Origin of the sequence: Shewanella sp. KJ2020 (assembly GCF_024197625.1) — a bacterium.
Lineage (GTDB): Bacteria > Pseudomonadota > Gammaproteobacteria > Enterobacterales > Shewanellaceae > Shewanella.
Genome location: NZ_JAKUKD010000011.1, coordinates 82,161 through 103,411, shown reverse-complemented (window position 1 = coordinate 103,411; position 21,251 = coordinate 82,161). Strand labels below are relative to the sequence as shown.

The following is a 21,251-nucleotide window of genomic DNA, read 5'->3' as shown; positions in this document are numbered from 1 at the left end:
CTATCGGCAGTTGATGTTATGTAAAGAACATTGGCGATTGCCAGTTAAGCATTACTGCTCGGCTTTTACATCGCGCAGTGATGCCGCAGCACTGTCATCATTCATCGCATTATGTGAATGGTGGCTGTCTGTTAGGCGACGCATTAGCGGCAATACGGCTAAGGCTATAAAGGTACAAACAACGGCGGCGATACCTAGCTTATTGAACAGGCTGGTATACACAGGCAAGGTTTGCAGTGGGTCGACCAAATCCTGTGGCACACTGGCGAAGTTAGCGACAACGCCACCAAGGTACTGGGAAATCCCCGAGGCGACGAAATAGGCGCCCATCATAAAGCCGCCCATGCGCGCTGGCACGTAACGAGCGATCATTGCAAGGCCTAATCCGCTCACTAACAGTTCGCCTAGGGAGTAAGAGGCATATCCCCAGATCATGATCCAAGAGGAGGTTTTACCATTGACGGCAAAATTGCCTGCAAAGCCATAGATAAAGAAGCCGATAGCCACAACCGCAAAACCTAAGGCAAATTTAGCGGCAATCGAGAAGTCTTTATTATTGCGTCCTGCCCATGAATAGCTCCATGCCAGCACTGGACTTAACACCATGATCCATAGTGGGTTAAGCGCTTGGAATTGTGCCGGTGACCAAGTCCATAAATGGGTGCCAAATACTTGGAAATCCCAATCCACGTTACGCAGTGCAAAGAGTGCAAGCGAGGTGGACATTTGCTGATAGAAAATAAAGAAAAAGACCGTTTGCACCGTCAGGATCAGTGCGGCAATTAAGCCGGCACGTTCACTGGTTTCGCTGGTGCGGATCAAATGGAAGAAAATACCTAATACGGCGATACCAGCCGCATAAACGAATACCCGGGCAACGTCTTCATACTCGAGGATAATCGCCGAAGCAACGACAGATAGCGCAGAAAGTGCTAGCACTATGGCGAGGCTTTTCTTATTGACGGGACGCGTATCAGGCTCGGAGCCGTAATGGGTCAGACTCTTACGCATTAAGGCATAGTTACCTAAACCGACCAATAAGCCCACACAGCACACGGCAAAAGCAGCATGCCAGCCGTATTCATTACCATACTGGGCATTAACATAATCTTTAATCCATGGCGTGAGTAACATGGAGAAGGTTGAACCTACGTTGACCGCCATATAATAGATAGTAAACGCACTGTCGATTTTTGAATCGTCGCCTTCGTAGATCTTACGGACTAAGTTGCCCGCATTGGGTTTAAATAAACCGTTACCGACCACAATCACGCCGAGGGCTGAAAACATAAACCAAGTGTTTTCAGTGGGCACTGTCATCAGTGCATAACCCACTGACAAAATCCCCGCGCCGAGCAACATAGTGCGTTTAGTGCCGAGGATTTTATCCCCCACCCAGCCACCAATTGCCGGAGATACATAAATAAGCGCCGCACAGGCACTCCAGACTAAGTTTGCACGAGAGTCATCAAAGCCAAGGCGCTGCACCATAAAGTACACAATCAGCGCCTGCATGCCGTAATAACCAAAGCGTTCCCATAATTCGATAAGGGACACAGTCATAAATGAATGTGTCTTGCTTACCTGAGTGGTACCAAGAGTCATAAAGCTTGCTTCCATTATTGTAGTTTTGTGTTTAAGGGCAAGAGTATAAGGCGATAATCAGCACAAACCAATGCTCCTCAGTAGCAGAATAGAGTTTGTTACAAATGAATTTAGCCTGTTTAAGCTAAAATTAATCCTTAACGGGTTGATGAGGCATTTTTTGCCACATTTGTTAATTGAATGCGCGATCACAACATAAATAGAATGTTTGGCAATAAACCGAATTGATGTGCTGTAAAAGACGACTCAAGCTCTCGAATTCCCAAATAATTCATCATGCTAAAGTTTTACTTTTATCCAACAATTCTTTATCTTTAGTACTGGTAATCCCTACGCTGAGTGCTACTTTTAAGATCGGTTAGTTAAAATAAAAAATGAATTAGATCAAAATAATTACGCTATTTTCGTTCTCTTTGGAGTTGACTCGATGAAGCATTTATCCATTAGTACTAAGTTGTTGTGGATCACTTCCGCCTTGTTCCTATCGATAGTCGCCATTTTATCCATCAGCCTCTGGTGGACGCTATCGGCTCAAAACGCTCAGTTATCCGAACAAGTCCAAAATAGCTTACAAAATGAAACCCGCGATAAGCTCGAAGCTCGCGCCGGTGAGTATGGTGAAATGGTCGCCGGATTTATTAATGAGGCTTACCGGATCCCCTTTTCTTTCGCGGGCATGCTTGAAAGTACCGCAGAAGAATTGCCCTTAAAGCGTGATCGTTTAGAGCTTGCCGTGGCAGCAGTGCTTAAGAAGAATGCCCAAATCTCTTCTATGTATTCCCAGTTTGACGCTAATGGCTACGATGGCCTAGATAGCGAGTTTCTAAATGTCCAGGCGAGCCATAGTGTGGCCTCGTCGGGAGCCCTAGAGATTTATTACACCCGCAATGATGACGGCACGGTTGAACATCAGCAAGTTGATGATTCAGCTGAAAAATACCTCACCAGTTTGAATGAGTTTGGGATCCGGGATGCCGAATGGTATTTGTGTGGTAAAGAGACCCTCAAACCCTGTTTGATGGAACCTTATTTATACGAAATTACCCCGGGCAATACCGCACTAATGACGTCCTTAACTGTGCCTGTGCTTAAGCATAAACAATTTATTGGGGTGGTTGGGGTGGATGTTAATCTGCCAGTATTTCAGACCTTGATTGATACACTATCAAAGAGTCTCTACGACGGCCAAGCCAAAGTGACCCTCTTAAGTACCCGAGGTCTAGTGGTTGCGGCAAGCCATTACAGCAAAAAAGCTCGGCCCTTATCCGAGTCAGTGGCCCCTCAATTGGCTTCGCAAATCATCTCGTTACACAAGAATGGTAAGTACATGATGAATGACGATGAAATTATCGTCGCTTATCCGATTAAAATTCCCTTGGCCAATGCCGAGTGGTCATTAGCTATCCAAGTCCCTAAGGTGCAGGCCTATAAAAGTTCGATCGCACTCAATAATGAAATGGATGAAATGGCCGCATCGTTAGGCAGTCTATTATTGATTGTGGGTTTAGTGGTGTCTGTGCTTGCCGTGGTGACTATTAGTCTCGTTATCCGCAGTATCATTTCTCCACTTAAGATGATCCAAGGTCGTGTTGAACATTTAGCCAGTGCAGAAGGCGATCTCACTCAATCCATAGAAGTGGATGCCCATGCGGAATTGATTGCCCTTGGTAAAGGATTCAATTCCTTCATCTATAAGCTAAAGAATTTAATTGCTGAGTTAAAAACCTTAGCTGGTCGTGCTCAAGAGGAAAGCCAATCCTCGGCAAAAATTGCCCAGCTAACCCGTGACAGTGTACATCGGCAGTATGGCGAAATTGAAAGTGTGGTCACAGCCGTCAATCAAATGAGCGCAACGGCTCTCGAAGTGGCTAAAGCCTCGGAACAAACGGCCTCAGAGACAGAGGCCATGTCTCGGAATATTCGCCACAGTGAAGAAAGCCTAACCAAGGCGATGGATTTTGTGGCAACTATGTCGCAAGAATCGATGCAGGCAAAAGTTGCCGTCAGTAAGGTGGCCGAAAGCAGCACAAATATCAGTCGTATCCTTGAGGTGATTAGCTCCATTGCTGCGCAAACTAACTTGCTGGCCTTAAACGCAGCGATTGAGGCAGCGAGAGCTGGGGAGCAAGGCCGAGGTTTTGCGGTTGTCGCTGACGAGGTGAGGGCGCTGGCCTCTAAAACCCAAAGCTCAACCGATGATATCAGCGTATTGATTGATGCGTTGCAAAAAGAGGTACACAGTGCTTCTGGGATTATTGATAAAGGGGCCGAACGCGCGCAAATGGCGGTTTCGCAAACCGAACAAGCACTCACATCCCTTAATTCTATGGTCAGTCAGATAGAAGAGATCTCGGCCCAAGTGACCCATATTGCCGCCGCGGCAGAGGAGCAAAGCGCCGTTACTGAAGAGGTTAATCGAAATATTACTGGCATTTCCGATTCGGCATCAGAACTCGCAAGGCTTGCGGGCGAAGCACAGCAAAGCAGCGTCGTTCTCGCCGAGCTGGTGAAACAACAACATCAGCAATTAGGTAAGTTAAAAACCTAAGTGTTTGAATCGGACTTGATTGAATTGCAATAGGCCCTTTGATCTGTGTTGATTGTTAAACACGTATCAAAGGGTTTATTTTTTCTTATGTCCCGTCCTAAGATAGGTTGACAGTTTTTAGGCCAGCTCCAGTAGCTGGCCTTTTCTATTGTGCACCTGATTAGGGGTTGCCATATTCAAACTCAGATGCGGTCTCATATCGTTGTATATTGCTATCGATTCTCTAACAAGTATCTTCAGCTCCGCAAATGTCCTACATCGGTGCAGTAAAAACTCCTGCTTCAGTATGCCATTCACTCTTTCTGCTAATGCATTTTGGTAGCAATCATAACCATCCGTCATTGACGGCTGGATTTGGCTCGCCTGAAGCGCATTCTGATAAACTGCTGAGCAGTATTGTAAGCCTCTGTCTGAGTGATGCACCGCGTTGCCAATATAGCGTTTATCTTTTATGGCCATTTTTAACGCTTTCACCACACTCTCGGCTTTCATGTCTTTACTCACGTGATGACCGACTATCTTACGAGAACTCGCATCGGTGACCAGTGACAGGTAGTGCACACCTTGGTCTGACTCAAGATAGGTGATATCGCTGACCAGTACATGCCCTGCATCATGTAGTCCTTCCTCTTTCAGCAGATTAGAATGCTTCTTCATCCAGTGTTTGCTGAACGTGGTTTTTGTGTAGCTTTTCTTCGGTTTAACCAGCAAACCTTCACTTCTCAAATAGGTAAAGAACCCATCTCGCCCGAGTTTAATATCGTGTTCAACCAGCTTGGATTTTATCAACGAGTAGAGCTTACGGGCCCCTAACCTTGGCATATATTTACGCCAGTACTGGACCCAGTCTTTGATGACCGATAGCTCAGCTCTACGACGTTCCATTCGAGCAACTGCCTGATAAATACCTTGCCTCGACATACCCGCAGCACGACATGCGGCTGCGAGGTTTATTTCTCCGTTGCCTTTTGCTTGCCAGACGTACCGGATAAGTACTTTTTTTTGAGGCCAGCTCCATATTCATTGTCCATGATATCAACCATGCCATTGAGGATTTGGTTGCGCAGTTTCTCTTCTGCTAACTCACGTTCAAGGCGCTTGATCGTTTCGGCAGGGGTTTCTTTTGACTTAGGCATAAGGGGATGCTGAAAAGGTTTCGACCAATCGAGTCTACCATGTTTTCGAAGCCAAACGAGTACGGTTGAACGGCCTTGAATACCAAAACGGCCTTGGGCTTGTTTGTACGTCATTTCGCCTTTTTCAACACGCTCTACAACGCCTAATTTAAAGGCTAAGGTGTAATCTCGTTGTGTGCGCTTACGGCTTGAGTTAATTGATGTTGTCATAAAGAAGTCCTCTTTATGTCAACGTATTTCAGGACGGGACATTAGATACAAAAAAGCCCATTGAATCAATGGGCTTTTTTGTTGAATTGGGTGGTGGCCCCTCACGGACTTGAACCGTGGACCTAACGATTATGAGTCATAAAAATGGCAAGATTCAATGAGACAATAAAATAATCTAATGAGACATAAAACTTAGTAAGATTAATGCTTTACTATGTTGCTGGTGGTCTTGTATTGTTCTGTTATATCTCACTCAGTCTTGCCACTACGTCACCCGTTACAGCAACTGTAACACTAGACTATGGCAATGCTTTAACTCAAGGCCATGCCATGACAACAAAAGCCCTCACGGAACGCGAAGTCAAAGGAGCAAAACCCAAAGGCAATAAGTATGAACTAATCGACTCATCCCGCGAGCGTGGCGCTGGTCGTTTAGTCATTGCTGTTTACCCTTCAGGTGCCAAAGTCTTTTCGTTCAAATATCAAATTGACAGTAAGCGGCAATATGTTCAATTGGGCCGTTACCCCTCAATGACGCTTGCACAAGCGCGAGAAGTTTCTCAGCCGCTAGCGGGGATGTTAAAGCAGGGGCTTGATCCAAAAATTGAAATTGAAAAGGAGCAAGCAAAAGAAAAGGCCGCTCAGCAAGTCGAAGCAAAGAAAGGTAGCCTAGGCCAACTATTTGAAGGTTATACCCAGCAAATGAAGGTTGACGGCAAACGAACCTTCAAAGCCGTGTTACATGCGCTTGAAACGGAAGTTTACCCAATAGTAAAGCCTGAAACTAAGGCTAAGGACGTCAGCGTAGATGACATTAAGTTGATTCTAGGGCGGATCATTCGCAGAGGGGCAGCAGTTCAAAGCAACCGTATTCGCTCATACCTTAGTGCCGCTTTTAACTATGGTCTTAAGCATGATAATGATCCAGCCAAAATGGGCTGCGATGTGTTATTTGGCATTGGTTTTAATCCTGTACTCGCAATACCAAAGCAGACGGCCGCCGAAAGCGTTGGTGAAAATTATCTTACCTTTGATGAAACGCGAGAGTTATTGGCAGTGCTTGAAACCCGCGAAGGCTTTAGGATGGGTTTTCATGTGGCAAAGTTAATACAGCTTTGTTTTTATACTGGTGGGCAGCGTCCCTACGAGTTAGCCGCTAGCCGATGGGATGCAATTAACTGGAATGAAGCGACCCTTGAAATTATTGCTGATGTTTCAAAAAACAAACGTGCACACCTGTTACCTTTGGTTGAGTCTGCAATAACAATCCTTGAGCAGCTTTATGCTGAAAGAGATCCATTAAACCCCTTTATTTTTCCGCATAAATTCGACCATAGCCAGCACATGCGGCTTGATTCCTTATCACAAAGCCTTTGCCGTTACAGGGAAGCTAGACCAGACGCTAAACACTTTGTTGCTCGTGATATTAGGCGCACCTGTAAAACGCTTATGGGGGCATTAGGCATTTCTAAGGACATTAGAGACAGGTTACAAAACCATGCCCTTAATGACGTATCTAGCAAGCATTATGACCGTTACAGTTATTTGCCCGAAAAGCGCATAGCCCTTGAAGCATGGGAAGCAAAGTTAAATGAGGTTGAGCAAGATAATGTAATTTCAATTGGAATAGCTGGCTAATGCACAAGGAGGAAATATGAAAGTTACGATAAGAGACTCGGGGTGCTTTACTGAGCTTAAAGAAGGGTTATGGCAAAAAATAGGTCAAACGAGTGATAAACATGCTGCTCTTATGACCATGTTGAATAAAGCAACACTGAGCGCACATGGCTTTTTGTTATTAAATGTTGAAGACTCATGCTTAAAAGTTGTTTGGGAAGAAATTGAACGGGTTTGCCAATTATTTTGGGATTTTCCTGAATTGATTGCTGTATTGCAACAAAACAGAGAAGGGCGAAACCTAAAAAAGAAGATTGAACCCTATCCACTAAACTTAAATGAGGCGCAAAAAGCTGGGCATAAATTATTTCCAAACGTTCAATCTAGTTTGAGTTACTTAATAGAGCCTAAAGATTATGAAGTTTACTGTGCGTTATTTACACGGACTGGTGACATTAAAGAGCCTATTGATTGGTTTCCCGTTTGGATTGCAGCTTGTATTTGTGAGTTTGAAAACAAAATTAATGCAGAACTAAACAATGGTGCAGATCTTGTTGAATTGGAAGCGATTCAACATCAGGTGATTGCTAAGTTGTGTGCTCCTTTAGGCAGGTTACTGGATTTTGAACTACGTGAAATAAAAATAGTTGGTAAGCTTATCTCTAAAGCTCAAAAAGGCGGAGAAACTTCAAAAAGGGGATCTGTCATGACATCAGCCTTGGATTCGCTTAAAGATGATAAGGCTACATTGAATTTTTTAAAATCAGCTAGTTCAAAACCTCGTAGCCTTGCAGAGAGGCTTCAAGCGAAAGGCATTGTGACAAATTTTGAGGAAGGTAAGGAGGGGGTTATAGTGTTTTGCTATTTAGGTAGAAGTGAGGAATTTTCTTGGCCGTCATACTGTAATAAGGTTTCGCAATACTTCGGTAAAAATAGTCAGAGTTAAAAAATCATAGCCCCCTGTTATCGATGAAACAGTGCTCTAATCTGTTCATCAACAAGTTCAATTAAGACTTGTTATTACATTAGGGGCTTTATTATGACACAAACAAATCAGCTACAACCTCTTATCACTTATAAAGAAATGGAAGTACTTACAGGCCGCGATAGGCGCTCTATTTGGCGTTGGTGGGCTAAGGAGAAAACCTTTCCGAGACCGTTGATGAAAGGAGGTGTCGCAGTAGGTTGGACGGTCGAGCAATACAATGGCTGGCTTTCAAGCTTGGAGGCACCCAACCATGAATAAGGAAAAAAAATGCCGCTACAAGTCTTGCAGGACTTTAGCGGCTTGGTTGAAAGCCCGATTAAAAAGCTATCAGGCGAAGCATAGCATGTCTGCAATTCAAAGCAAAAGTTGGAGGGTGATATGACTTATCTAACTTTTAAGCAACCTAAGCAGCGACCAACAGCCACAGTTGAGAATATTAAAACCTTGCTCAGTGCAAAGGGCGCGCAGTTCTACCTCGACCGCCATACCTTAGTAATGCTTTATGAAGGTCAGCCTTACAAAGGTGAAAGGCTTAACTACCAAATCCGAGAAATAGCAATTTTAGAAGGCTTTAAAATTGTTAACTTAACTCAGGCAATCAAGTATGCCATTGAAGACCTATGCAATTATCACTACCAATTAAGGGAGGGGGCAAAATATGAAGGATAATTTAATTCGCAATGTCACCTCGCTCGCTAATGGTAATTGGCTTGGCATACTCAATAGCTTATGCGGTGATATTCACTATAACAAAGCGCAACCATGCCCCAATTGTGGCGGCCATGACCGTTTCACCTTTGATGATTTAGAAGGTCGCGGGACTTATGTTTGCCGAGGCTGTGGAAGTGGTGATGGCTTATCGCTGGTAGCTAAAGTGCATAGCGTAAACGCACGAGAAGCGGCTTTAATGGTCGAGCCTTATGTGGGTTTATCCATTGGTCATAAAGTCGATAGCGCAGCCCTTGAGAGCAGTAAACGAAAGGCTGAACAAGCAAAGGTGCAAGAGGCGCTAAAACTTGCCGCTAAACAAGCCAAAGCCGCTACAAGGGCGCTTAGTACACTTAAAACCTGTAAGCCTGCCCTTGCCAGCAATAGTTATCTACAGGCAAAACAGGTGCAGCCATTTAATACGTTTGAGTTAGCGAACACGCTTCACTTATATGGTGATCACAGGATGGATATTGGCTCGCTGGTAGTGCCAATATTTAACCCTAAGTTATCGGGTTTGCAGTTTATAAAGCCTCGCGGAGATAAGCACATTTTGTGGGGTACAAAGCTAAAAGGCGGCTTTTATCCGTTATCAGGTAAAGACAGTAATCAGATATACATAGGTGAAGGTTTTGCCACTTGTGCAGCGGTGGCGGAGTGCGTACCCAGTGCGTTGGTATTGTGTGCCTTCAGTGCAGGTAATTTGATTAATGTTGCGTTAGCTGTGCGGAAAAGTAGGCCAAAAACTGACATTGTGATTATTGCCGATAATGACGAGAGCAGAACGGGCGAGCGTGAAGCTATCAGGGCAGCCTTAGCGGTTAATGGCGCATACATAATGCCACCAGCAATACAGGAGGTGGCCTAATGGGTACGGACTGTGCTGATATTTCAAAAGCTGAACGCTTGAAGGTTATTAGTCAGCCGATAAGACCTAAAGCCAATGAAAGCGGGAAAGGCAGTAAACCATTTTCAATGAGCTTTGATGACTTTGCCTTAAATGGTCAGTCTGAAGCGATGGCGGAAAAAATGAAATCAGATACTTACATACTTAAAGATTTGGCTATTACTGGTCAGATGACGGTATTTTATGCCGCCCCTAATACGGGGAAAACCTTGATTATTTTAAAAATGCTGATTGATTCAATCAAAGCTGGTGATGTTGACGCCGAAAATGTTTACTTCATAAATGCAGATGATAACGGTAAAGGGATGATCGATAAGCTTAAGCTGGCGGAGGAATACGGGTTTAAAATGCTATCGCCTAACTTTCAAGGCTTTACGGTAGCAGCATTTGAGGGCGTGATAAATCATCTAGTTGGTACTGATGATTGCGCTGGAAAGGTAGTGATACTTGATACCGTTAAGAAGTTTACCGACATTATGAACAAACAAGCCTCAACAATGTTCGGCACTATGATGCGCTCATTTTCATCTAAAGGTGGTTCGGTGATCATGCTTGCTCACACTAATAAAAATCGTGACGGTGAAGGTAAGCGGGTGTTTGCTGGTACGTCTGATTTATTAGAGGACTGTGATTGCTCATACATTATGGATGTGTCTGTTTCGCCCTCGCTTAATGGTTCTGAAAAGTTAGTGACCTTTGAGAACAATAAGCAACGTGGGGACGTGGCGCAAAAGCTGAATGTGTATTATCGCAGCAAGCAAGGTATGAGTTATAAAGACTTAATGGCAACGGTTGAGGTACGGGGCGAGTTAGACGCTCAGAAAATATTGCAGGTAGCTGATGTTGAGCAGTCTAGGCAGGATAACATTGAGATCATTACCGCAATTACCGATACCATAGCCGAGGGAATTACCTTAAAAACCGATATCATTGAGACAGTCGCTAAGGCGATTGCTGCCCCAAGACCCAAAGTTAGAAAGGTGTTGGAGAAGCACATAGGCGGTGATTACCAAGTTGGCTATCGATGGGAACATACAAAGAGGCTTGCAGGTGATCCCGCTGCATCAAAACGGCTGAAATTATTATCACCAGTCAGCTAGAAAATTTGAATGTTAAGCCTCCTTAATTGGGGGCATTTTATTGCCTGCTAGAGGCGCTTAAGAGCGTGAATTATAGTGAAGCTAATTTAAATTTTATTGGAGAATAACGTGAAAAAACTACTTATAGCATCGTTAATGATAGCGACATCATTAACAACAGCAATATGCGTGTCATTCGTTCAATCTGAAACTGATAACGAAAAGATCGAAAGATGCACACTAAGAGCTAAATTAGCTGGCAATATGGTGATAGGGCATCAACTTGGTGAAAGTCTTGATGAAACCCTAAAAATGTATAGCGACATGCCAAAGGTTTATAGAGACATAGCTACCAGAATTTACAATGAAAACAATTTGCACAAATCAAGTGCGATGCAAAGCATGCTGAAAGATAAAGCCGAAATCCAAGTGATGGATGAGTGCATGGGACTTTTTTGAAAAATTGGAGATGGAAAAAATAATACTATGGTTTAGTGCATGAAGCCCTAAAGCATTGAACATAAAACCAAACAAGTAATATTAACAGTCCGCCATCCTCCAGTAGTTTTTATCGGGTGGGGTAGGGGAAATCAGAATATTAGAAATTTTAGGAAAATTAAAAATTCTAGATAAATCACATAAATTCAGGATGTTATTGTTAATTGCTAGAGTTGGTTAATGATGGTGAGTCTTATCATTGCTGGTGGTGATGATAACAGGTTTTCAATTTTTCTAATTTTTCAGACAGGGGGCCCCCTCGCAATTGCCTTAATGTGGTCTAGTCGTATGCAATGGTTTTTCGGCACTCAGTAGCCCGATAATTTTAAAGTTATGCTCGAATAGTGAGGGGTTTTCTCACTCATAAAAAAGCGGCAAGGTTTTACTCTTTTTGAAATACTCCAAAAAACCGCCGTGACGTTTTCTTACTCATAAAAAAGGTGGCAAGATTTTTCCATGGTCAAAAAGGTATTATTTGGAAGTCACGTGGAGGAGAAAACTTATCGCACACTTTAGAGGCCTAGAACTTGGCACCAGTTTTGTGACACGTTAGGGGAGGGACATATTACACACGTTAGAGCGCCATTCATGGAAGGATAAATGGCTTTTAAAAAGTGGTGAAAGTATCGGCTTGAGTCACACACATTAGTCTATTTTCTGACACGTTAGATGCTCCACTTTTCGGCTACTTCAAAACATACAGGGGCGCGATTCGTCGAATGTGGGTAGTGAAATTAAATCTAGCTATTTGGTGTTGTGCGGACTTTGGCTATCTTTTTCTTCGCTAGCTTTTGGTTAAGTTTGTCGATGCGTTTTTCATAATTATCTGTCCATCCTTGCTTTAGGGCTTGCTTAGATATTTTTAATGCACCTTCAAGATCGCCTTCTTTCTCAAGAATAATCGCTAGTTGCTTGTAGCCTGTATGTGAGGGCAGCATTTGAGGTTCATCATAATAAGGGTGCTTCATACCCGTTAATTGATGAAGCCGTTTTAATTCTTTAGGTCTTTCGGGGTGACGAAATTTGTTGGCTATTTTATCGGCTATGGCTATTTGCATTAAACACAGCTCTTTTGCCCTTTCGTAGTGGTCGAGTTTTTCCCGCAACGCGTAGTGATGTTTGATAAGTGAGCCTAAAACAAGGTGTACATCAATGAGGTTTGTCTTCGGGTTAGAGTATTCTGCAATTGTCACGCTTTCCGTTTTTGTTAATAAAATATCTTTTGCTTGACCCTTAGCAACACAAGCTAGAACGTGTATTAGACCGCAGATACCCATGCCACTATGTCCATTTTTAGAAAGTGGTTGATATAAAAACGGTGGATGACTTATTAAGCCCATTGGCTGGTAATCATTGGCAATTTGCTCCCTTTGGCTAGGAGTTAGTGCTTGTAGCCACCAGTCTTTAAGATGATATTTATCTAATATGTCCATTTTCCACGTCTACAAGTTTGGTGCCATTAACGGGCTAATGTTCAGGGTTATCAGCTATTTTATTGTGCTTTGTGTGTTCAAGTTCATGTTCATTGGAGTATGCGTTTCAGCAAAGTTAAGAACAACGCCATTTCTCAGTAAAATATCAAGCGTATGAATAGTAAAATCAGAGGTGGTTTTCATTGTTAAGGCCTGAGTCGAAGCACTGCCCTCTGTGTAGCTATAAATCCATTTTACATCGGTTTCATTTATAACAGTCTTAACTTGTGGTTGGCCTAAAAGAGCCACTAATTCACTATCAGTTGTTTTGTTTTTTACTATTTTAGCTGCTTGCTCAGAACTGAAATTAGTCCCTACGTTCATGTTTGAAGTATATGTACAAGCGGAAAGCGCCAGTAGAACCGCTATCATCACAATTAATTTCATGATTGTCCTTATCCTTATAAATGTCCCCCATGAACATACACGGTGGCCCTTGATAAATGCACTGTATAAACATTACGAGTAGTAGGCAAGCAAGATAAATTCTAATGCGAGTTTAAACACTACGTCACCCGTTACAGCAACTGTAATGCTTAGATATGAAAAAGGCGTAGCGGTTACTAACCTGCTACGCCTTATCAGAATTGGTGGCCCCTCACGGACTTGAACCGTGGACCTAACGATTATGAGTCGTGTGCTCTAACCAACTGAGCTAAGGGGCCGACTAAAGGTAATCGTCATTACCTAAAGCGGGAGGAAGTATACTAAGCTTGTTTGCGCTTGTCACCCGTGTTTTGGTTTGAAATTCACGCAACTGATTCAATTGGTTATCTGTTAAGCAATTGAATAGCCTAAATCTCCCATTCCAATGGCTAAAGTGGGTCAAGGACAAGGGCGCAAGGGAATTTAAAGGTATTACTGCAATAAAAAGCCCCGCACTGTGGCGAGGCTTGATTGAGTGTCGAATTAGACTATTCGTCTAAGAACGACTTTAAGATTTCAGAGCGTGAAGGGTGGCGCAGCTTACGTAACGCCTTGGCTTCAATTTGACGAATACGTTCACGGGTCACGTCAAACTGTTTGCCCACTTCTTCCAGCGTGTGGTCGGTATTCATATCGATACCAAAACGCATACGCAGCACTTTTGCTTCGCGGGCGGTTAGACCTGCTAATACTTCGTGGGTAGCACTCTTCAGGCTTTCGCTGGTGGCGCTGTCCAGTGGTAATTCGAGGGTGGTATCCTCGATAAAATCACCTAAATGCGAATCTTCATCGTCACCGATTGGGGTTTCCATGGAGATAGGTTCTTTAGCGATTTTCAGTACCTTACGGATCTTGTCTTCCGGCATCATCATACGCTCAGCCAGTTCTTCAGGTGAAGGCTCGCGGCCCATTTCCTGCAGCATTTGGCGAGAGATTCGGTTCAGCTTGTTGATCGTTTCGATCATATGCACTGGAATACGGATGGTGCGTGCTTGGTCGGCGATAGAACGGGTAATCGCCTGACGGATCCACCAAGTGGCATAGGTCGAGAACTTGTAACCACGACGGTATTCGAACTTATCTACCGCTTTCATCAGACCTATGTTGCCTTCTTGGATCAAATCCAAGAATTGCAGACCACGGTTGGTGTATTTCTTCGCGATAGAAATTACCAGACGTAAGTTGGCCTCAACCATTTCTTTCTTCGCACGGCGGGCTTTAGCCTCACCGATGGACATGCGGCGGTTGATGTCTTTGATTGCCGCAATGGCTAAGCCTGTTTCTTCTTCAACGGCGGCCAGCTTGCTACGGCAGCGCAGCACGTCTTCCTCAACCATTCTTAAGCCTTCGGCGTAAGGTTTGTTTGAGGCTTTTTCAGCATGGAACCAATCGAGATTGGTTTCGTTGCCAGTGAAGAATTTAACAAAGTTTTTCTTCGGCATTTTGGCTTGCTCAACGCAAAGCTTCATTACCAAACGCTCTTGCACGCGCACGCGGTCCATCATAGAACGCATGCTTTTCACTAAACGATCAAACTGTTTAGGGACTAGACGGAATTCTTTGAAGATTTCGCCGATTTCGAATAAAGCTTTGACCGACTCAGGGTGCTCACGACCTTTAGCCTCAATGATCTTGAGCGCATTTTCATAGGCGGTTCTTAATTGGCTAAAGCGTTCACGGGCTTCTTCAGGATCAGGGCCTTTATTGCCGTCATCATCTTCATCGCCGCTTTCTTCATCGTCTTCATCTTCGTCGTCTTCATCGTCAAGATCTTCATCCGACAGTTCTGAACCTATGTGGGTAGCGGTTGGTGCGACATCTTCTTCGTCTGGATTAACAAATCCAGAGATAATATCAGACAGACGCAGTTCATCGGCCTCAAACTGGTCGAACTGTTCAAGGATCATGGCGATCGCTTGTGGGTATTCGGCGACGGAGCTCTGAACTGTGTTGATGCCTTCTTCGATGCGTTTGGCGATCACAATTTCGCCTTCACGGGTCAGAAGCTCAACGGTTCCCATTTCACGCATATACATGCGCACGGGATCGGTAGTACGACCAAGCTCACTTTCTACTGTGGCGAGGGCTGCTGCGGCTTCTTCTGCTGCATCTTCGTCGGTGTTGTCTTCCGACATCATCATGTCATCGGCATCGGGGGCTTCTTCGAACACCCGAATACCCATGTCATTTATCATCTGGATAATATCTTCGATCTGGTCAGAATCGACCATGTCTGCAGGTAAGTGATCGTTCACTTCTGCATAGGTTAAGTAACCTTGCTCTTTACCTTTGGCAAGCAACAGCTTGAGTTGCGACTGCGGAGTATGATCCATAGATATCATCCAAGTTGGGAAACTGTTACAACGACGGACAGTTAGTTTTAAGCTAAGTGCCGCGCAAATCGTCAATTATAGCCGTGTGCACATATCTGTGCTAGTCACTGGGATAGTGAATGAGGACATTTTTGCCTCAGTTCAATCCTTTCATGACTGAGATCAGCTTCTGGAGCTGTATCTTCTCTTCTTTAGTATGAGTCTGTTTGAGACTCAATTCCTGGTATCGTTGTTCAATATATTGATTGTTCAACCAAACTAGGGTCTGTTTAAACTTTTCTGCTAAGTTTTCATCCGCCACTTGATGGTCCCATTGGGCCAATTTATGGAGTGTGCCGCTGTGTGGGCTATCTCTGAATTGTTCAAGTAGTTGTGCGCTGTTTAACTTATGCTCTTTAGTTAAATTGAGCAGCAGTGGCAGCAAATCTATGCCTGGCATCTGCAGGTGATTAAGTGCGGGTTGTGGGGGTAAACCCATTCCCAGCTCGGGATGCTGTACTAACAGTGCGATGGCGAGTCGCAATGGAGTACCGCGTCCTTTGAGTCCTGCTGATGCGGTAGGCTTAGTTTGTTTGACACTAAAGCCTAACTTTTTCTTCATATCATCTGAGCTATTCATTCCGAGCTTGTGAGCTAAGTTCTCAAGCAGCAAATTTTGTAGCACAGTATCTTGAATTTTTTCAATTAGGATAAAGGCTTGCTTGGCTAAGTTGCCTTTATCCGTACCGTATTTTGTCGCTAGGGTATCGAAGAGAAACTCGGGGAGCGATATGGCGCTATTCATCAGAGTTTCGAAGGCTTCTTTACCTATTTTTCGTACCATAGAATCAGGATCTTCCGCCTGGGGCAGAAACATAAATCGCACTTGATCGCCGGGCTTTAAGAGCGGCAATGCCGTTTCTAATGCTCGCCACGCAGCTTCTGTGCCTGCACGGTCACCGTCGTAACAGCAAACGACTTCCTTGGCACTACGGAGTAACAATTGAAATTGTTCTGCCGTAGTGGATGTCCCTAAGGAGGCCACTGCATAGTCGACACCGTATTGGGCAAGGGCAACGACGTCCATATAGCCTTCGACGATCAGCACCTTCTCTGGATCGCGATGGCGCTGTTTTAGCTCATATAAGCCATAAAGCTCATTGCCCTTATGAAATATGGGCGTTTCTGGCGAATTCAAGTACTTGGGTGTGCCATCACCTAATACTCGGCCACCAAATCCAATTACCCGTCCACGGCGATCGCGGATGGGAAACATGAGACGATCGCGGAATCTGTCGTAGCGCTTGCCACTGTCATTGCTGATCAGCATGCCGGCGGTCAGCAGTTTGTCCTGTGCGTCTTGGTTTTGACGATAGCGGCCTAATAAACCGTCCCAGCCGTCGGGCGCAAAGCCAATACCAAAATGTTCCACTATGTCATCGGATAAGCCGCGATAGGCGAGGTAGTCGATGACCTTTTGTTTATCTTGGTGTTGTCTAAGCTGGTTTTGAAAGTAGCGGCTCGCTTCTTCCATTAGTTGGTATAAGTCGCGGCTTAAACCATCATCATGGCGTTTGCCAGTACCTTGCTCTCTGGGAACCTCTAACCCAAGTTGTCCTGCCAGATCTTCTATGGCATCAACAAAATCGAGTCGGTCATATTCCATCACAAAATCGATGGCATTGCCGTGGGCACCGCAGCCAAAGCAATGATAGAACTGTTTATCCCGGCTAACGGTGAAAGAAGGTGATTTTTCACTATGAAAAGGGCAACAGGCAGAGTAGTTCTTACCCGCCTTTTTCAAGGGCACCTTACGATCGATTAGCTCGACTATGTCGGTGCGAGCGATTAGCTCATTGATAAAATCACGAGGTATTGCCATTGAATGCTTAAAATCTCGCCTTACGCGAATTTAAACAAACAAGCCGCGCATAGGCACGGCTTGTTCATACATCGAAACGCTAATTATTGCAATTTTGCGCGGATCATAGCGCCGATAGCGCCCATGTCTGCACGTCCTTGAACTTTAGGTTTTAATGCTCCCATTACTTTGCCCATATCCGCCATGGAGGATGCACCTATTTCGACAATAGCTGCATCAATGAAGGCTGCGATTTCCGCCTCAGTGAGGGGAGTCGGCAGGAAAGCTTCAATAACTTGAATCTCTGCTGCTTCCGCTTCGGCCAACTCGTTACGACCCGCTGCTTCAAATTGAGCAATCGAATCGCGACGTTGTTTCACCATTTTGGTTAAGACCGCTATAACCTGCTCATCAGTCAGAGTTTCGCGGGTATCCACTTCAATCTGTTTGATGGCGGCTAATGCCATACGAATAGTGCCCAATCTCGCCTTCTCTTTGGCGATCATGGCCTGTTTCATATGGTCTTTTAGCTGATCAATTAGGCTCATAAGAGATTAGTATAAACGTACGCGACGTGCGTTTTCGCGAGAAAGCTTTTTAGCTAAACGTTTAACTGCAGCTGCTTTTGCGCGCTTACGTGCAGTAGTTGGCTTCTCGTAGAATTCACGAGCACGCACGTCGGCTAAAATACCAGCTTTTTCACAAGAGCGCTTGAAACGACGCAGAGCTACGTCGAATGGTTCGTTTTCACGTACTTTAATAATTGGCATACGCCATCACCCCTTAGGTGTAGGTTGTGTGGTTCAATTGCTCGAACCAAGTCTATTTAAAATGGTGCGGAATTTTATACCGAGACAACTAGGCTTGTAAAGCCCTAATGCAGCACTGTGTTTATGGGCGGGGAGAATATAGGCCTGTGTAACTGGAGTAATTGCTTACATGCAGGTAGAATTGACGCCCTTTTATTATTTTCTGATGAGGCACCATGCGGGTTTTAGGTATTGAGACATCCTGTGACGAGACAGGCATTGCCGTCTACGACGATAAGCAAGGATTGTTATCCCATGCTTTATATAGTCAAGTGAAATTGCATGCCGATTACGGTGGTGTAGTGCCTGAACTCGCGTCCCGCGACCATGTGCGTAAGATAGTGCCGCTTATTCGTCAGGCCCTGAACGATGCCAATACCGAGATTGCCGATCTCGATGGGATTGCCTATACCAAGGGCCCAGGTCTTATTGGTGCTTTATTAGTGGGCGCCTGTGTTGGACGTTCACTCGCCTTTGCCTGGGATAAACCCGCGATTGGGGTGCACCATATGGAAGGACATCTACTGGCGCCTATGCTTGAGGAGGATGCCCCCGAGTTCCCCTTTGTGGCCCTATTGGTTTCCGGTGGGCATTCAATGTTGGTCAAAGTCGATGGTATCGGCCTTTATGAAGTGCTCGGCGAATCGGTTGACGATGCTGCGGGCGAAGCCTTTGATAAAACAGCAAAATTAATGGGTTTGGATTACCCTGGTGGCCCACGCTTAGCCAAACTTGCCGCCAAAGGCGTGCCAGCGGGTTATCAGTTTCCCCGTCCTATGACGGATAGACCTGGTCTGGATTTTAGTTTCTCAGGGCTAAAGACTTTTACCGCCAACACTATTGCCGCAGAGCCGGATGACGAACAGACTCGCGCTAATATTGCTCGGGCCTTTGAAGAAGCAGTTGTCGATACCTTAGCGATAAAATGCCGCCGTGCGTTAAAGCAGACTGGTTATAACCGGTTAGTGATTGCCGGTGGCGTGAGTGCCAACACTCGTTTACGGGAAACCTTAGCCGAGATGATGACCTCTATCGGTGGCCGAGTTTACTATCCCCGTGGTGAGTTTTGTACCGATAATGGCGCCATGATTGCTTTTGCTGGGTTACAGCGCTTAAAAGCTGGGCAATGTGAAGATTTAGCGGTAAAGGGCCAGCCACGTTGGCCACTCGATACCCTACCGCCAGTGGCATAACAGCTGCATATTGACATAAAAAACTGTGCCTAGGCGCAGTTTTTTTATGGGGAAATCTAGCTGAATTTATGGGGTTTTAGGACGCTTTTTACGTGATACTTTCGACTCTTCACCCTTGAGAAGCCGCTGAATGTTTTCCTTATGACGTATGATGATCAGTGTCGATAACATGGCCACTGGGATGGTAAATCGATCGTCAAGCCACCAAGTATAAAATGGGGCGAGTAGGGCGGTAATAATCGCAGCTAGGGAAGAGTAGCGGCTGATGAGTAGTAACACGACCCAGGAAGCCATCAGGCAAATTGCAAGGTCATCGCCAATGGGGGCCATGGCGCCGAAAGCCGTCGCCACCCCTTTGCCACCTTTAAAGCCAAAGAAAATGGGGTAGATATGTCCAAGGCAAGCGGCGATGGCGATAAGCCCAAGGGAGATAGCATCGATCCCCATTAAATAGGCGAGATAAGTCGGTAAGGCGCCTTTGAGCATATCAAAAAATAGCACCATAGCCGCCGAGCTTGCGCCGCCGATCCGTAGCACATTCGTTGCTCCCGGATTGCCCGAGCCTTGGGATCTTGGATCCGGCAGACCTCTCATCCTACATACCAGCACAGCACTTGAGACAGAGCCCGCCAAATAGGCGCTCACAATCATCAAAAGTGTCAGTGTTAATGGACTCACATTGGTTTCCTTACGCGTCTTAAGGTATTATCGCGCCACAATTTAAAAAGCCTGTTTGGCTGGTGTATTCGGTCATAGGTTAATGCGATAACGCTACTATTAAAAACAGAGTTAATTTCTTAACGAACAAATCCTTTTAGGACAGTATCCTACTTTGGATTAGCGCGAGTAGAAAGTAAATTAGTCGTCTGTTGGAACATGGCGGATTATACAGACTCTATCGTGTTTAGCTTATCAGACCTCATAGTCATGAGTCAGTTGGAGACTGTATGGATAAGGTACTTATACGGCAATTACGTGTTGATACTGTGATAGGTGTCTATGACTGGGAAAAGAAAATCCAGCAGAGCTTATTCCTAGACTTAGATATGGCGTGGGACAATAAGCCTGCGGCAATGAGCGATGATTACCAATTTGCACTTTGCTATGAGACTGTTTCTAAACGGATCACCCAATTGATTACCGAGCAACCCATAGAACTTATTGAAACCGTTGCCGAACGGGTTGCAGAGTGTTTGCTGGCTGAGTTCAATGTCGCTTGGGTTAAGGTTGTCGTAATGAAGCCAGGGGCCGTTGCGACCGCCGCCTCGGTAGGTGTTGAGATTGAGCGCTCACAACGGGCATCAGTCGAGATTTAAAATAATAGTGGTGAGTTATTGTCGTTTTTAAAGACAGTTCGGACATCTGCATGGCACTTATTTATATTAGTTTAGGCAGTAATATTGAACCCAGTCGCTATTTACAGGCGGGATTGCGGTCATTAAGGGAATGCTTTGGTCCACTTAAACTTTCTTCTATGTATGAAAGTGAGGCCGTGGGATTTAGCGGGACAAATTTTTTAAATATGGTGGCAAGCGCCGAAACCGATTTGAATATTGCCGAGGTAGTTGCGCAGTTTAAACAAATCGAGCAGAATCACGGCCGGCTTGTGGGCGCTAAGAAATTTAGCCCAAGAACATTGGATTTAGACTTACTGCTCTTTGATGATCTTGTGTGCCAAACCCCTGTGGTGTTACCCAGAGCCGAAATAGTCAATAACGCTTTTGTGTTGTGGCCTTTAGCTGAACTTGCTCCGGAATTGATCCACCCAGTGCTGCATAAGAGCTATGCAACACTCTGGGATGAGTATGATAAAGATTCACAGCGACTTTGGCCTGTGACGTTTGAGTGGCCTGTAGGGCTGACGTTTTAATTTGTTGATAGG

20 protein-coding genes and 1 tRNA gene are annotated in these 21,251 nt (G+C 44.9%); 11 read left to right on the top strand and 10 right to left on the bottom strand.

All coding sequences use genetic code 11. The annotated features are described in order from the left end of the window. Nucleotides 1-51: 51 nt before the first annotated feature. Nucleotides 52-1,605 (bottom strand): peptide MFS transporter, encoded by a 1,554-nt coding sequence (locus MJO46_RS06930; protein ID WP_253988684.1) that lies wholly within the window; start codon nucleotides 1,603-1,605, stop codon nucleotides 52-54. A 427-nt stretch (nucleotides 1,606-2,032) separates the two neighbouring features. Here MJO46_RS06930 and MJO46_RS06925 point away from each other — a divergent pair, with 427 nt between their 5' ends. After that, nucleotides 2,033-4,153 carry a methyl-accepting chemotaxis protein gene (locus tag MJO46_RS06925; RefSeq protein WP_253988683.1) on the top strand — a complete coding sequence of 707 codons (2,121 nt, stop codon included), beginning with the start codon at nucleotides 2,033-2,035 and terminating at the stop codon, nucleotides 4,151-4,153. A gap of 117 nt (nucleotides 4,154-4,270) precedes the next feature. On the opposite strand, the gene MJO46_RS06920 is transcribed toward MJO46_RS06925, so the two are convergent. Further along, nucleotides 4,271-5,499, bottom strand: a protein-coding gene (locus tag MJO46_RS06920) for an IS3 family transposase (RefSeq protein WP_253987867.1) whose coding sequence is annotated in 2 segments (ribosomal slippage) — nucleotides 4,271-5,157 and nucleotides 5,157-5,499 — 1,230 coding nt in all. Because the reading frame shifts where the segments join, the coding sequence is not laid out codon by codon here. A 204-nt stretch (nucleotides 5,500-5,703) separates the two neighbouring features. On the opposite strand from MJO46_RS06920, the gene MJO46_RS06915 reads away from it, so the two are divergent. The 7 genes from MJO46_RS06915 to MJO46_RS06890 all read left to right on the top strand — a co-directional run bounded on the left by MJO46_RS06915 (nucleotide 5,704) and on the right by MJO46_RS06890 (nucleotide 11,257). Then, nucleotides 5,704-7,137, top strand: a complete 1,434-nt coding sequence (locus MJO46_RS06915) for a site-specific integrase (RefSeq protein ID WP_253988682.1) — start codon at nucleotides 5,704-5,706, stop codon at nucleotides 7,135-7,137. 16 nt (nucleotides 7,138-7,153) lie between these two features. Beyond that, the gene (locus MJO46_RS06910; protein ID WP_253988681.1) at nucleotides 7,154-8,062 is read left to right on the top strand and encodes a hypothetical protein; all 909 of its coding nucleotides are present in this window, start codon (nucleotides 7,154-7,156) and stop codon (nucleotides 8,060-8,062) included. A gap of 93 nt (nucleotides 8,063-8,155) precedes the next feature. Continuing rightward, a complete protein-coding gene (locus MJO46_RS19970; protein WP_367880911.1) occupies nucleotides 8,156-8,362 on the top strand; it encodes a helix-turn-helix transcriptional regulator in 207 nt (68 codons plus the stop codon). A gap of 120 nt (nucleotides 8,363-8,482) precedes the next feature. After that, nucleotides 8,483-8,773, top strand: coding sequence for a hypothetical protein (locus tag MJO46_RS06905; RefSeq protein ID WP_253988680.1), 291 nt, complete (start codon nucleotides 8,483-8,485; stop codon nucleotides 8,771-8,773). Then, on the top strand, nucleotides 8,763-9,680 hold the full coding sequence (locus MJO46_RS06900) for a primase-helicase zinc-binding domain-containing protein (RefSeq protein WP_253988679.1): 918 nt from the start codon (nucleotides 8,763-8,765) through the stop codon (nucleotides 9,678-9,680). The genes MJO46_RS06905 and MJO46_RS06900 overlap by 11 nt, the downstream gene beginning before the upstream one ends. Further along, nucleotides 9,680-10,819: an AAA family ATPase gene (locus MJO46_RS06895; RefSeq protein WP_253988678.1), complete on the top strand. Its 1,140-nt coding sequence runs from the start codon at nucleotides 9,680-9,682 to the stop codon at nucleotides 10,817-10,819. Before MJO46_RS06900 ends, MJO46_RS06895 begins: the two co-directional genes overlap by 1 nt. 108 nt (nucleotides 10,820-10,927) lie before the next feature. After that, nucleotides 10,928-11,257, top strand: coding sequence for a hypothetical protein (locus MJO46_RS06890; RefSeq protein WP_105249895.1), 330 nt, complete (start codon nucleotides 10,928-10,930; stop codon nucleotides 11,255-11,257). A gap of 779 nt (nucleotides 11,258-12,036) precedes the next feature. Here MJO46_RS06890 and MJO46_RS06885 read toward each other — a convergent pair. From MJO46_RS06885 to rpsU, 7 genes are all read right to left on the bottom strand, one after another. Continuing rightward, nucleotides 12,037-12,729, bottom strand: a complete 693-nt coding sequence (locus MJO46_RS06885; RefSeq protein WP_253988677.1) for a hypothetical protein — start codon at nucleotides 12,727-12,729, stop codon at nucleotides 12,037-12,039. Nucleotides 12,730-12,783: 54 nt separating this feature from the next. Next, nucleotides 12,784-13,155: a hypothetical protein gene (locus MJO46_RS06880; RefSeq protein WP_253988676.1), complete on the bottom strand. Its 372-nt coding sequence runs from the start codon at nucleotides 13,153-13,155 to the stop codon at nucleotides 12,784-12,786. Nucleotides 13,156-13,356: 201 nt separating this feature from the next. After that, nucleotides 13,357-13,433, bottom strand: a tRNA-Ile gene (locus MJO46_RS06875). Between the two features lie 249 nt (nucleotides 13,434-13,682). Then, on the bottom strand, nucleotides 13,683-15,527 hold the full coding sequence (gene rpoD / locus MJO46_RS06870; protein ID WP_198782644.1) for an RNA polymerase sigma factor RpoD: 1,845 nt from the start codon (nucleotides 15,525-15,527) through the stop codon (nucleotides 13,683-13,685). Nucleotides 15,528-15,663: 136 nt separating this feature from the next. Then, complete coding sequence (dnaG, locus tag MJO46_RS06865) at nucleotides 15,664-17,388, bottom strand: DNA primase (RefSeq protein ID WP_253988675.1); 1,725 nt, start codon at nucleotides 17,386-17,388, stop codon at nucleotides 15,664-15,666. 83 nt (nucleotides 17,389-17,471) lie between these two features. Further along, nucleotides 17,472-17,915: a GatB/YqeY domain-containing protein gene (locus tag MJO46_RS06860; protein WP_007650007.1), complete on the bottom strand. Its 444-nt coding sequence runs from the start codon at nucleotides 17,913-17,915 to the stop codon at nucleotides 17,472-17,474. Nucleotides 17,916-17,921: 6 nt separating this feature from the next. Then, nucleotides 17,922-18,137, bottom strand: a complete 216-nt coding sequence (gene rpsU / locus MJO46_RS06855; RefSeq protein WP_006080725.1) for a 30S ribosomal protein S21 — start codon at nucleotides 18,135-18,137, stop codon at nucleotides 17,922-17,924. 215 nt (nucleotides 18,138-18,352) lie between these two features. Here rpsU and tsaD point away from each other — a divergent pair, with 215 nt between their 5' ends. Beyond that, nucleotides 18,353-19,369, top strand: a complete 1,017-nt coding sequence (tsaD, locus tag MJO46_RS06850) for a tRNA (adenosine(37)-N6)-threonylcarbamoyltransferase complex transferase subunit TsaD (protein ID WP_253988674.1) — start codon at nucleotides 18,353-18,355, stop codon at nucleotides 19,367-19,369. Nucleotides 19,370-19,435: 66 nt separating this feature from the next. Here tsaD and plsY read toward each other — a convergent pair whose 3' ends face one another. After that, nucleotides 19,436-20,047, bottom strand: a complete 612-nt coding sequence (gene plsY / locus MJO46_RS06845) for a glycerol-3-phosphate 1-O-acyltransferase PlsY (protein WP_198782647.1) — start codon at nucleotides 20,045-20,047, stop codon at nucleotides 19,436-19,438. A 269-nt stretch (nucleotides 20,048-20,316) separates the two neighbouring features. On the opposite strand from plsY, the gene folB reads away from it, so the two are divergent. Together folB and folK are read left to right on the top strand one after the other, a co-directional pair. Next, nucleotides 20,317-20,685 carry a dihydroneopterin aldolase gene (gene folB / locus MJO46_RS06840; protein ID WP_198782648.1) on the top strand — a complete coding sequence of 123 codons (369 nt, stop codon included), beginning with the start codon at nucleotides 20,317-20,319 and terminating at the stop codon, nucleotides 20,683-20,685. Nucleotides 20,686-20,735: 50 nt separating this feature from the next. After that, entirely contained in the window at nucleotides 20,736-21,239 is a 504-nt protein-coding gene (gene folK, locus MJO46_RS06835; protein WP_198782649.1) for a 2-amino-4-hydroxy-6-hydroxymethyldihydropteridine diphosphokinase, read from the top strand. Nucleotides 21,240-21,251: the final 12 nt, after the last annotated feature.

Coding starts and splice junctions, on each gene's coding strand:
- MJO46_RS06930 (WP_253988684.1), bottom strand. CDS start 1,605: ATGACTCTTGGTACCACTCAGGTAAGCAAGACACATTCATTTATGACT.
- MJO46_RS06925 (WP_253988683.1), top strand. CDS start 2,033: ATGAAGCATTTATCCATTAGTACTAAGTTGTTGTGGATCACTTCCGCC.
- MJO46_RS06915 (WP_253988682.1), top strand. CDS start 5,704: ATGCTTTACTATGTTGCTGGTGGTCTTGTATTGTTCTGTTATATCTCA.
- MJO46_RS06910 (WP_253988681.1), top strand. CDS start 7,154: ATGAAAGTTACGATAAGAGACTCGGGGTGCTTTACTGAGCTTAAAGAA.
- MJO46_RS19970 (WP_367880911.1), top strand. CDS start 8,156: ATGACACAAACAAATCAGCTACAACCTCTTATCACTTATAAAGAAATG.
- MJO46_RS06905 (WP_253988680.1), top strand. CDS start 8,483: ATGACTTATCTAACTTTTAAGCAACCTAAGCAGCGACCAACAGCCACA.
- MJO46_RS06900 (WP_253988679.1), top strand. CDS start 8,763: ATGAAGGATAATTTAATTCGCAATGTCACCTCGCTCGCTAATGGTAAT.
- MJO46_RS06895 (WP_253988678.1), top strand. CDS start 9,680: ATGGGTACGGACTGTGCTGATATTTCAAAAGCTGAACGCTTGAAGGTT.
- MJO46_RS06885 (WP_253988677.1), bottom strand. CDS start 12,729: ATGGACATATTAGATAAATATCATCTTAAAGACTGGTGGCTACAAGCA.
- MJO46_RS06880 (WP_253988676.1), bottom strand. CDS start 13,155: ATGAAATTAATTGTGATGATAGCGGTTCTACTGGCGCTTTCCGCTTGT.
- rpoD (WP_198782644.1), bottom strand. CDS start 15,527: ATGGATCATACTCCGCAGTCGCAACTCAAGCTGTTGCTTGCCAAAGGT.
- dnaG (WP_253988675.1), bottom strand. CDS start 17,388: ATGGCAATACCTCGTGATTTTATCAATGAGCTAATCGCTCGCACCGAC.
- MJO46_RS06860 (WP_007650007.1), bottom strand. CDS start 17,915: ATGAGCCTAATTGATCAGCTAAAAGACCATATGAAACAGGCCATGATC.
- rpsU (WP_006080725.1), bottom strand. CDS start 18,137: ATGCCAATTATTAAAGTACGTGAAAACGAACCATTCGACGTAGCTCTG.
- tsaD (WP_253988674.1), top strand. CDS start 18,353: ATGCGGGTTTTAGGTATTGAGACATCCTGTGACGAGACAGGCATTGCC.
- folB (WP_198782648.1), top strand. CDS start 20,317: ATGGATAAGGTACTTATACGGCAATTACGTGTTGATACTGTGATAGGT.
- folK (WP_198782649.1), top strand. CDS start 20,736: ATGGCACTTATTTATATTAGTTTAGGCAGTAATATTGAACCCAGTCGC.